Genomic DNA, 11,621 nt, shown 5'->3' with positions numbered 1-11,621 from the left:
CCTATCTCGTGGGGCGGTACCACATCAACTCGTACTTCTCCCGCACGGCGGGGGGGCCCGACGCGGGGGGGGGGCCCAACCACTGATCCGGCCGGCCCGATCGGGCCGGCCGGAGCACCGGCGCTGTCGCGCTCACCAGGGGTGTACGGTCCCGTCCTCCAACCGGTTCACCGGCAGGTACGCGGGCGCGTACGGGTAGCGGGCCGCCGCCTCCTCGTCGATGTCGACGCCCAGCCCCGGAGTCTCGGCGGGATGCAGGTAGCCGTCGGCGTAGTGGTAGCCGTGCGGGAACACCTCGTCGGTCTGCGCGGTGTGCCGCATGTACTCCTGCAGGCCGAAGTTGGGGATCGAGATGTCGAGCTGGAGCGCGGCGGCCATGCACACGGGCGACAGGTCGGTGGCGCCGTGTGAGCCGCTGCGGACGTGGTGCAGCGCGGCGAGGTCGAAGATGCGCCGCAGGTGGGTGATGCCGCCGGCGTGCACCACCGTGGCCCGGATGTAGTCGATGAGCTGTTCCCGGATGAGCTGCGCCGCGTCGAAGACGCTGTTGAAGACCTCGCCCACGGCGATCGGGGTGGTGGTGTGCTGCCGGATCAGCCGGAAGCCCTCCTGGAGGTCGGCGGGGACCGGATCCTCCATCCAGGTCAGCGCGTAGGGCTCCAGACTCTGGCCGAGCCGAGCCGCCTCGATGGGCGTGAGCCGGTGGTGCACGTCGTGCAGCAACCGCAGGGTGGGGCCGAACTCGTCGCGGACCCGGGCGAACACGGTGGGCACGTGGGTCAGGTAGCGCGGCGTCGACCAGGTGGCCTCACTGGGCAGCGCCGCGTCGGCCGGCTCGTAGAAGAGCTTGTCGGCGCTGACCCCGTACGTCTTGGGCAGGCCCGGCACACCGCACTGCACCCGGACCGCCCGGTAGCCGAGGTCGACGTAGCGGGCGACCTCGACCAGGACCTCCTCGACGGTCTCGCCGTTGGCGTGGCCGTACACCGTGACGCCCTCGCGGGACCGACCGCCGAGCAGCTGGTAGACCGGCAGGCCCGCCACCTTGCCCTTGATGTCCCACAGCGCGGTGTCCACCGCGGCGATCGCGCTCATCGTGACCGGCCCGCGCCGCCAGTACGCGCCCTGGTACAGGTACTGCCAGGTGTCCTCGATCCGCGCCGGGTCCCGGCCGATCAGCAGCGGCGCCACGTGGTCGGACAGGTACGACGCGACGGCCAGCTCCCTGCCGTTGAGGGTGGCGTCCCCGACGCCGGTGACGCCCTCGTCAGTGACGATCTTGAGGGTGACGAAGTTGCGGCCCGGACAGGTCACGATGACCCGGGCATCGACGATCTTCACGCGATCTCCTTCGTGCCTACGGGGGTCGTAGGGGGTGCACACGAGGACGTTCTGCTTACCGGGAACGTGCCGATAATATCCCGCCGGCGGCCGGCGCCGAACGGTTCGGCGGGCCCGCACCCGTGCGCAGGTGGCCGCCCAATCCCTTGCCCCGAAAGGTTTCCGGAAGCCTTGACAATCGAGTGTGCTCGATCGAAGCTGACATCGGTCACGCGAGCCGCGGTCACGGTCGGGCGAAGGGCAGTCCTCGACTAACCCCCTTCCATGCGCCATTCTCCCGAGGAATCGCGAACCATGACACTGAAGACAAGGCTGCTCGGCGTCCTCACGGCGGTCGCGACAGTCGCCGCCGCCGCGCTGGCGTTCGCCACCCCCGCATCAGCCGCGACGCTCACCCAGGTGACCGGCTTCGGCAACAACCCCACAAACCTCCAGATGCATCTGTACGTCCCGGACCGGGTCGCATCCCGGCCAGGAATCCTGCTCGCCCTGCACTACTGCACCGGAACGGGCCCCGCCTTCTACTCCGGCACGCAGTACGCGTCCCTCGCCGACCGGTATGGATTCATTGTCATCTACCCGTCGGCGACGCGCAGCAGCAAGTGCTGGGACGTGGCCTCGCCGCAGGCGCTGCGCCGAGGTGGCGGCAGCGACCCGGTCGGGCTCGTGTCGATGATCGATTACGTGAAGCAGCGGTACTCCGCCGACCCGGACCGCGTCTTCGCCACCGGCACCTCGTCGGGCGCGATGATGACCAACGTCATGCTCGGCGACTACCCGGACGTGTTCGCGGCGGGCGCGTCGTTCGCCGGGGTGCCGTTCGCCTGCTTCGCCACCGGGGGCACCTCGGAGTGGAACAGCGAGTGCGCGAACGGGCAGTCCATCAAGACCGCGCAGCAGTGGGGTGACCTGGTCCGCGGGGCGTACCCCGGCTACACCGGCCGGCGACCGCGGATGCAGATCTGGCACGGCACCAGCGACGAGACGCTGCGCTACCCGAACTTCGGCGAGCAGATCAAGCAGTGGACGAACGTCCACGGTCTGAGCCAGACCCCGACGTACACCGACTCCCCGCAGTCCGGGTACACCCGCACCCGGTACGGCAGCAGCGGCCCGATGGCACCGGTCGAGGCGATCAGCATGCAGGGCGTCACGCACAACATCCCGGTCGACGCCGCCCAGGTGATCCGCTTCTTCGGCCTGGACGGCACGACGCCGCCCCCGACGACGCCCCCACCGACGACGCCGCCGCCGACGACTCCGCCCCCGACCACGCCGCCCCCGACTACGCCGCCACCCACCACGCCGCCCCCGACGACTCCGCCGCCGACCACGCCGCCGCCGAGTGCGGGCGCGTGCCGCGTCGGATACACGGTCAACGCCTGGAACTCGGGTCTCACCGCGAGCGTGACCATCACCAACACCGGAACCGCCGCCGTCAACGGGTGGGCGCTGACCTTCACGCTGCCCAGCGGCCAGACCATCACCAACGGCTGGAACGCCACCTACTCCCCGACGAGCGGAGCGGTAACCGCCCGCAACGTCTCCTACAACGGCACCATCGCGCCGAACGCGTCGGTCGAGATCGGTTTCCAGGCCACCCACACCGGCGGCACCGGCAAGCCCTCGTCGTTCGCCCTCAACGGGGCCACCTGCGCGGTCTCCTGACCACCCACCACCATCGACAAACGGAGTCGCACGATGAGCAGAACGAGATGGAAGGCGGCATCGAGAGCCGTGATCGCGCTGAGCGGCGCGGGCGCTCTCGCCGCCGGCATGGCGCTGGTCCTGGTGACGCCCGCGTCCGCCGGAACCACCCTGGGCGCGTCCGCGGCGGAGAAGGGCCGCTACTTCGGTACGGCGGTGGCCGCGAACAAGCTCTCGGACAGCGCGTACACCACGATCTTGAACCGCGAGTTCAACATGGTGACGGCCGAGAACGAGATGAAGATCGACGCGACCGAGCCGCAGCAGGGTCAGTTCCGCTACACCCAGGCGGATCCGATCGTCAACCACGCACGCAGCCACGGAATGCAGGTACGCGGTCACACCCTGGCCTGGCACGGCCAGCAGCCGGGGTGGATGCAGGGCATGGAGGGCACCGCGCTGCGCAACGCGATGCTCAACCACGTGACGCAGGTGGCGACCCACTACCGGGGACAGATCTATTCCTGGGACGTGGTGAACGAGGCGTTCGCCGACGGCAACTCCGGTGGCCGTCGAGACTCGAACCTGCAGCGCACCGGCAACGACTGGATCGAGGCCGCGTTCCGCGCCGCACGGGCCGCGGACCCGGGCGCGAAGCTCTGCTACAACGACTACAACACCGACAACTGGACCTGGGCCAAGACCCAGGGCGTCTACAACATGGTCCGCGACTTCAAGGCCCGTGGCGTGCCGATCGACTGCGTCGGATTCCAGTCGCACTTCAACAACGACTCCCCGTACGCCAGCAACTACCGCACCACGCTGTCGAGCTTCGCGGCGCTGGGCGTGGACGTGCAGATCACCGAGCTGGACATCCAGGGCGCTCCGGCGAACACGTACCGCGCCGTGGTCGAGGACTGCCTGGCGGTGCCGCGCTGCAACGGCATCACCGTGTGGGGCATCCGCGACAGCGACTCGTGGCGGTCCTCGCAGACGCCGCTGCTGTTCAACAGCAGCGGGCAGAAGGCCGCGTACGACGCCGTGCTCGCGGCGCTGAACAGCGGTACCAACCCGACGACCCCGCCGCCCACCACTCCGCCGCCGACGACCCCGCCGCCGACGACGCCTCCGCCCACCACCCCGCCGCCCACGACGCCTCCGCCCACGACCCCGCCGCCGGGGCAGACCGGCTGCTCGGCGTCGGTGACGGTGAACCAGTGGAACGGCGGCTTCGTGGCGAACGTACGGGTGACCGCCGGCTCGTCGGCCCTCAACGGGTGGACCGTGACGCTCACGCTGCCGTCCGGCGCGACCGTCACCAACGCCTGGAGCGCCGACCGCAGCGGTAACAGCGGCACGACGAACTGGACGAACGTGTCCTACAACGGCCAGGTCGGGGCCGGACAGTCCACGGAGTTCGGCTTCCAAGGCACCGGCACCGCCGGCACCCTGACCCCCACCTGCGCCCCCCGCTAAAACCCACGGTCCCACCCCCGCTCCACCCTCGTGATCAAGAGGTTTGCGTCACTCGTCCCGGCGTGTCGTGACGCAAACCTCTTGATCACCGGGGTCGGGGCCGGGGTTGGGGGTGGGGTTGGGGGTGGGGGTGGGGGTGGGGGTCCGGGGTCAGCCGTCGATGCGGGTGATGTTGCGGATCTTGTTGGAGGCGTCCAACGCGGCCACCTTGTACGCCTCGGCCAGGGTCGGGTAGTTGAACACGGCGTCGACCAGGTAGTCGATCGTGCCGCCGCAGCCGATCACCGCCTGCCCGATGTGGACGATCTCGGTCGCCGCGGTGCCGAACACGTGCACCCCGAGCAGTCGGCCGTCCTCGGGGGAGACGAGCAGCTTCAGCATCCCGTACGAGTCGCCCACGATCTGGCCACGGGCCAGCTCGCGGTAGCGCGCGATGCCCACCTCGAACGGCGTCGACGAGTCGGTCAGCTCGGCCTCGGTCTGGCCGACGAAACTGATCTCCGGGATGGTGTAGATGCCGATGGGTTGCAGGCCGTGCATCTCGCGGATCGGCTCGCCGCAGGCGTGCTGCGCGGCCAGCCGGCCCTGCTCCATCGAGGTGGACGCCAACGCCGGGAAGCCGATCACGTCGCCGACGGCGTAGATGTTGTCGACCGGGGTGCGGTAGTTGGCGTCGACAGCGATCCGGCCGCGTCGGTCCGCCGCCAGCCCGGCCGCCTCCAGAGCCAGGTCGTCGGTCTGGCCCTGCCGGCCGGCCGAGTACATGACGGTGTCCGCGACGATCTTCTTGCCGCTCTTGAGGATGCACAGCGCCGCGGTCTGGTGCTTCTCCACCGCGGCGACCTCCTCGCCGAAGCGGAACGCCACCGACAGGTCACGCAGGTGGTACTTCAGCGACTCGACGACCTCGTCGTCGCAGAACTCAAGCATCCGATCGCGGCGCTCCACGACGGTCACCTTGGTGCCGAGGGCGGCGAACATCGACGCGTACTCCATGCCGATCACACCGGCGCCGACCACGACCATGCTGCGGGGGACGGCCTGGAGGTTGATGACGCCGTCGGAGTCCACGATGGTCCGGTCGTCGAAGTCGACGCTGTCCGGGCGGGCCGGGCGGGTGCCGGCCGCGATGATGGCCTTGTCGAACGTCACCTTCGACTCGCGTCCCGAGCCGGCGTCGACCCAGATGGAGTGCGCGTCCGCGAAACGCCCGGTCCCGGTGATCATCGCGACCCGGTTGCGGGCGAGCTGGTTGCGGATGACGTCGGTCTGTCGGGTGATCACGTGCTGGGTGCGGGCGGCCAGGTCGCTGACCGTGATCTCCTCCTTGACCCGGTAGCTGCTGCCGTACAGGTCGCGCTGGCTCAGGCCGGTCAGATAGAGCACGGCCTCCCGCAGCGTCTTGGACGGGACGGTGCCGGTGTTGATGCACACCCCACCGATCATGTCGCGGCGGTCCACGATGCCGACCCGCCTGCCGAGCTTTGCGGCGGCGATCGCGGCCTTCTGACCGCTGGGTCCGGAGCCCAGCACCAACAGGTCGTAGTCATACACGATCGTTAGCGTCGCAAGATGTCGCCATCGACGCCAGACCCCGGACGTGAGCGTTACTTGTCTGCCACCACGCAGATGCCGCCGTTCAGTGTGACCTCCTCCGGCACCTGCGTCCCGGTGGCGACGACGCCCAGCGACACGGTGCCGCCGGGCCTGATCACCGCGTTGTGGCCGGTGTTGCGCACCCGCAGATAGCTGTTGGTCGGCCGGTCGGGTCGTCGTTCAGCGGACGAGGCGGCGTTCCCAGGCCCAGGCGGCGATCTCGACACGGTTGCGGGCCGGGAGCTTCGTCTGCACGCTGGCGAGGTGGGTCTTGACGGTGCCGACGGCGATGAAGAGCTGGCCGGCGATCTCCGCGTTGGTCAGGCCCCGGGCGACGAGCTTCACGACGTCGAGTTCCCGCGGGGACAGGCCGGCGTCGTCCCGCGGCGCGCTGGGCGGGCTGAGGTGCTCCAGCAGTCGTACGGTGATGGACGGGCTGATCAGCGCGTCGCCGGAGACGGCCGCGCGGACCGCCTCGACGAGCAGCGCCGGGCCGGAGTCCTTCAGGAGAAAGCCGCAGGCGCCGTTGGACAGCGCGGTGTGCACGTACTCGTCGAGGTCGAAGGTCGTCACCACGACCACCCGCACCGGGTCGGCGACGCCCGGCCCGGCGAGCAGGCGCAGCGCCTGCAGGCCGTCGAGGCGGGGCATCCGGATGTCCAGCAGCACCACGTCCGGGCGTAGCCGCCGGACCATCTCGACGGCGGCGACCCCGTCGGCGGCCTCGCCGACCACCGTCATGTCCGGCTGCGCTCCAATGATCATGCCGAAGCCGGTCCGGACCATCGCCTGGTCGTCCGCGATCAGCACCCGGATCATCGGGCCACCGCCGATCGCAGTGGGAACGCGGCGTCGAGCACCCAGCCGCCGGAGATGCCCGGCCCGGCGGTGATCGTGCCGCCGAGGGCGCGTACCCGCTCGGTGAGGCCGAGCAGGCCGAAGCCGTGCCCCCGGGCGGGAGCGGTACGCGGGGTCGCGCCGTCGTCGACGACCCGGACCAGGAGCCAGTCCGGCGTACGACGCACGGACACGGCCACCGACCGGGCGTCCGGGGCGTGCTGGCGGGCGTTGGTCAGCCCCTCCATCACCACCCGGTACGCCGAGGTCGACACCTCCACCGGCAGCTCGTCGACCGGACCGTCGACGTACAGCCGGGCCGGTGCGTTCGTGGTGTCGTTGTGGCCCTGCAGCAGCGGCGCGAGGTCGGCCACGCCGGCCAGTGGGGCCAGCGGCGCGTCCGGCGGGGCGTCCGGATTGCGCAGCACGCCGACCATCCGTCGCATCGAGGCCATCGTCTCGGCGCCGGCCCGCTCGATCTGCTCCAGGGCGACGATCACCCGTTGCGGGTCCTGCTCGGCGACGAAGCGGGCGCCCTGCGCCTGCACCACGATGCCGGTCACGTGGTGGGCGATGAAGTCGTGCAGGTCGCGGGCGAACTCGGCGCGCTGCTCGGCCCGTACCAGCGCGATGGCCCGCTCCCGCCCGGCGGCGACGACGCGCAGGTAGATCCCGACGGCGGCGGCGCCGATCGCGGCGAGCGCCTGGAGCAGCCCGAAGATCACGTAGACGTAGTCGGCGCCGGCGCGCAGCGGCAGCGCGGCGGCAGCGAGCGCGGCGAGCACCGCCGCCCACGGAGCGAGCCGTGCGGCGGCCCACCGGGTCACCACGAACACCACCGCGATCATCCCGGCGGACTCGGCCAGCCCCCAGCTGCCGCCCAGCAGATAACTGCCGCTCGTGCTGAGCACCAGGAAGCCGAAGGTGACGGCGAGTGAGGTGGCGCCGAGCACGAGCGCCGCGAGCGGCAGGGACCGGGACCCCTGCCGGTGCACGGGCAGCCAGACCACCGCGGTCATCAATGCCAACCCCACCTGCACGAGGGCGCGCAGGGCTTCGGCCGCGCTCACCCCGGTGTAGAGGCCGTACCGCAGGTCGAAGGCACCGAGCAGGGCCAGCGCCGCCAGACCGGCGAGCTGGCCCAGGCGTACCCACCATGTCGAGAATCCCGGCGCGTTCATCGTGACCCAGCGTAGCCAGGCGGACGGCGCGGGCAGATCGGCCGAAAGACAGACCCGGCGTGGGCGTTCCCCGACCACGGACCGATGCGGCTCCCACCCGGCGCGGGCGAGGCTTCCCGGGTCACATCGCAGCCACTGGAGGAACCCATGACAACCCACGCCCCGCCGCCGACCGGGCAGGCCGCCGTCGCCGCGGTCGACCTGGTGAAGGTGTACGGCAGCGGCGACACCGCGGTCCGCGCCCTGGACGGCGTCTCGGTCGGCTTCGGTCGGGCCGAGTTCACCGCGATCATGGGCTCGTCCGGGTCCGGCAAGTCGACGCTGATGCACTGCCTGGCCGGCCTGGACACGGCCACCTCCGGCCGGGTCCTGCTCGGCGGCACGGAGCTGACCGGTCAGTCCGACCGCACGCTGACCCGCGCACGCCGCGACCGGATCGGCTTCGTCTTCCAGTCGTTCAATCTGCTGCCGCAGCTCACCGCCGCGCAGAACATCACCCTGCCGCTGGACCTCGCCGGCCGGGAACCCGACCGTGACCTGCTCGCGCACCTCGTCGACGTGCTGGGCCTCGGGCAGCGGCTCGGGCACCGGCCCAGCGAACTCTCCGGCGGCCAGCAACAGCGGGTGGCGGTGGCCCGGGCCCTGGTGTCGCGGCCCGAGGTCGTCTTCGCCGACGAGCCGACCGGCAACCTCGACTCCCGCTCCGGGGCGGAGGTGCTCACCATCCTGCGCGACTCGGTACGCGACCTGGGCCAGACTGTCGTCATGGTCACCCACGATCCGATCGCGGCCGCGTACGCCGACCGGGTGGTGCTGCTCGCCGACGGCCGCGTCGCCGGCGAGATCGACGAGCCGGACCAGGGCTCGGTCACCGACGCGCTGCGCGAACTGGCGGTTCCCGCGTGAGGGCGACGGTGCTGCGTACCCAGGTGAGCGCCGCGGCCCGACGCCCGGGTCGACTGATCCTGACCGGCCTGGCGATCCTCGTCGCGTCGTTCGTCGTCTTCGGCACCGTGCTGGCGCAGGAGATCACCGAACGGACCGCGCGGGACAACCTCAGCGGCACGCCGGCCGCCACCGACCTGGTCATCGGGGACCCGCAGCAGCCGCCGCCCACCGTGGCGGCGCTGCGTGACGTCCGCGCCCTGCCGGGTGTCACCGAGGCGGTGGGCCGGACGACGCTCGGTGTCTCCCTCGCCGAGGGCTACCTCAACCTGCGGACCGACCCGGGCGCCGGCCCGCTGGCGACGGTCCGCCTGGTCCAGGGCAGCTACCCGGATCAGCCCGGCGAGATCGCGGTGACCCGCCGCACGGTCGAGCGGCTGGGGTTGGCGGTCGGCACCGTGACCACCGGGACGGGCGGCGACCTCACCACCGGGGCGCCGCTCACCGTCACCGGCGTGGTCGACACTCCCGACGACGGGGGATTCGACGCGTACGCCCCGGACGACGCGGTGGCCGCGTGGGGTCACGTCGGCACTGTCGAGCGGATCGACGTGCGGACAGCTGCCGGCGCGGCGGAGGCGGTTCGCGACCGGGTGACCGCGGTGGTCCCGGCCGATCAGCCGATCCGCTCCGGCGCCGAGGTGCGCGACGCCGAGGCCGACGCGGCGGCCGAGCAGGTGGGGAGGCTGTTCGCGCTGGTCGGCATGTTCGTCGCGGTCGCTGTGGTCGCCGCGGCGCTGGTGGTCACCTCGACGTTCCGCATCGTCTTCGCCCAGCGGATGCAGCACCTCGCGCTGCTGCGCGCGGTGGGCGCGGGCCGGAGCGGGCTGGTGGTCGCGCTGACCGCCGAGGGTGCCCTGACCGGGCTGGTCGCGGGTGTCGTGGGGGTCGTCGGCGCCCTCGCCGCCGGGCAGGTCCTCCCCATGGTCCTGCGGGCCTGGGGCATGGCGGTCTCGTCGCCGGGCCTGTCGCTGGGGGCGGCGGTCGCGGTGGTGCTCGGCGCGGTCGTCCTCACCGTGGTGGCGGTGCTGGCGCCGGCGTTCTCCGCCGCCCGGGTCTCGCCCCTGGAGGCGCTGCGGGCGGCGAGCGTGACCGCCGGGCGGCGCGGCATCGGAGCGCCACGTCTGGTGTCCGGCGCGCTGCTGGTCCTCGGCGCGTTGCTGGCCGCCGTCGCGGCGGTGCGGCGGTTGCCGACGCCGGATCAGGAGTCCTACGACCCGAGCGCGGCGCTGCTGCTGCTCGTCACCTCGGGAGCGCTGGCGTTCTTCGCCCTGGTCGCCCTCGGGCCGCTGCTGGTGCGCCCGGTGCTGGCCGTGGCGGGTTGGCCGTTGCGCCAGGTCGGACCGCTAGGGCGGCTGGCCGTCGGCGGGATCGGTGGGACGCCGCGGCGGGCCGCCGCCGTCTCCGTCGTGGTCGCGCTCGGCGTGACCCTGATCTCCGGGGTGGTCATCGGCGGCGCGTCGATGCGCGTCGTCGCCGATCGTGACATGGCGCTCTCCGCGCCCGCCGACTTCGAGGTGTCCGCCGGTGACGGTACGACCCTGCCGGTCGCCGTGGTGACGAGGGCGCGGGCGGCGAGCGGCGCGCTGACCCGGGTGGTGCCGTACCGGATGGTCCACGACGTCGCGCTGCTGCGGGGCGCCGAACGGCTCGGCGACACCGAGTCCGGGTACTCGACCACCGACCTCGACATCTCGGCGCTGCCGACCACCTCGGACCTGGACGTGGCACAGGGCACCCTCGCCGACCGTGGACCTGGCCGGATCGTGCTCGGTGACTGGGTCGCCCGCAACGCCGGGCTGCGGGCCGGCGACACCGTGACACTGGCCCGCGACGGGCGGACGGTCGACGTACGGGTGGCGGCGGTCCTGCCCGACCGTGGCCCCCTGTACGCGGGCATCCTCGCCGACCGCGCCGACCTGGACCGGATCGGCGGGCCGACGGCGTACACCGGTCTGCTGGCCGACGCGGCGCACGCGGGCGAGGACGGCCGCACCGCCGGGGTGCGGGCGCTGCGGCAGGCGATCGGGAACGGCGCGGGGCTGGGCATCGCGGTGCTCGCCGACGAGCGGGATCGCAACGACGCGGTGCTGAGTGCCCTGGTCTGGATCACTGCCGGCCTGGTCAGCCTGACCGTGCTGATCGCGGTCGTCGGCGTGGGGTCCACGACCGCGCTGTCGGTCGTCGAGCGGGTCCGCGAGTCCGGGCTGCTGCGCGCCGTCGGCCTGTCCCGGGCGGGGCTGCGCACGATGCTGACCGTCGAGTCCGGCCTCTACGGGGTGATCGGTGCGAGTTTCGGTCTGCTGCTCGGCGTCCCGTACGCCTGGTTGGCGGTGCGGGCGCTCGGGCTCAACGCGCCGCTGTCGCTGCCGGTGCTGTCGCTGGTCGGGCTCTTCGCGGCGCTGGTCGGGCTGACCGCGCTGGCCGGCGTGCTGCCGGCGCGGCGGGCGTCGCGGGTCAGCCCGGTGGTGGCGTTGGGCGTCGAGGGCTGAGCGCGCCCAGGTACGGGGGTGGGCCGCGGGGGCGGGGGTTGGGCGCCGCCCCCCCGCGCCGCGGTGCGGTTGGGGAGCTGGGGGGGGGGGCCGGAGCCCAAGCGGC

General features: G+C 72.2%; 9 protein-coding genes. 4 read left to right on the top strand and 5 right to left on the bottom strand.

The genetic code is table 11. The features are described from left to right. Positions 1-132: 132 nt before the first annotated feature. Positions 133-1,341, bottom strand: a complete 1,209-nt coding sequence (gene manD, locus ABZU46_RS28140; protein WP_354862453.1) for a D-mannonate dehydratase ManD — start codon at positions 1,339-1,341, stop codon at positions 133-135. 294 nt (positions 1,342-1,635) lie between these two features. Between manD and ABZU46_RS28135 the strand changes: the two genes are divergently transcribed. Beyond that, complete coding sequence (locus ABZU46_RS28135; RefSeq protein WP_354862451.1) at positions 1,636-3,009, top strand: PHB depolymerase family esterase; 1,374 nt, start codon at positions 1,636-1,638, stop codon at positions 3,007-3,009. A 33-nt stretch (positions 3,010-3,042) separates the two neighbouring features. After that, positions 3,043-4,464 (top strand): endo-1,4-beta-xylanase, encoded by a 1,422-nt coding sequence (locus ABZU46_RS28130; RefSeq protein ID WP_354862449.1) that lies wholly within the window; start codon positions 3,043-3,045, stop codon positions 4,462-4,464. A gap of 150 nt (positions 4,465-4,614) precedes the next feature. Here ABZU46_RS28130 and sthA read toward each other — a convergent pair whose 3' ends face one another. The 4 genes from sthA to ABZU46_RS28110 are packed head-to-tail and all read right to left on the bottom strand — an operon-like array spanning position 4,615 to position 8,078. After that, positions 4,615-6,018, bottom strand: coding sequence for a Si-specific NAD(P)(+) transhydrogenase (gene sthA / locus ABZU46_RS28125; protein WP_354862447.1), 1,404 nt, complete (start codon positions 6,016-6,018; stop codon positions 4,615-4,617). A 53-nt stretch (positions 6,019-6,071) separates the two neighbouring features. Beyond that, positions 6,072-6,203, bottom strand: a complete 132-nt coding sequence (locus ABZU46_RS28120; protein WP_354862445.1) for a hypothetical protein — start codon at positions 6,201-6,203, stop codon at positions 6,072-6,074. Between the two features lie 37 nt (positions 6,204-6,240). After that, a complete protein-coding gene (locus tag ABZU46_RS28115; RefSeq protein WP_354862443.1) occupies positions 6,241-6,879 on the bottom strand; it encodes a response regulator transcription factor in 639 nt (212 codons plus the stop codon). After that, complete coding sequence (locus ABZU46_RS28110) at positions 6,876-8,078, bottom strand: histidine kinase (protein ID WP_354862441.1); 1,203 nt, start codon at positions 8,076-8,078, stop codon at positions 6,876-6,878. Before ABZU46_RS28110 ends, ABZU46_RS28115 begins: the two co-directional genes overlap by 4 nt. A 147-nt stretch (positions 8,079-8,225) precedes the next feature. On the opposite strand from ABZU46_RS28110, the gene ABZU46_RS28105 reads away from it, so the two are divergent. Continuing rightward, on the top strand, positions 8,226-8,984 hold the full coding sequence (locus ABZU46_RS28105; protein WP_354862439.1) for an ABC transporter ATP-binding protein: 759 nt from the start codon (positions 8,226-8,228) through the stop codon (positions 8,982-8,984). Then, positions 8,981-11,515, top strand: a complete 2,535-nt coding sequence (locus ABZU46_RS28100) for an FtsX-like permease family protein (protein WP_354862437.1) — start codon at positions 8,981-8,983, stop codon at positions 11,513-11,515. The genes ABZU46_RS28105 and ABZU46_RS28100 overlap by 4 nt, the downstream gene beginning before the upstream one ends. Positions 11,516-11,621 lie beyond the last annotated feature (106 nt).

It is taken from the genome of Micromonospora sp. NPDC005197 (assembly GCF_040608295.1).
Taxonomy (GTDB): domain Bacteria; phylum Actinomycetota; class Actinomycetes; order Mycobacteriales; family Micromonosporaceae; genus Micromonospora.
This window is presented reverse-complemented; position numbering and strand designations above follow the sequence as displayed.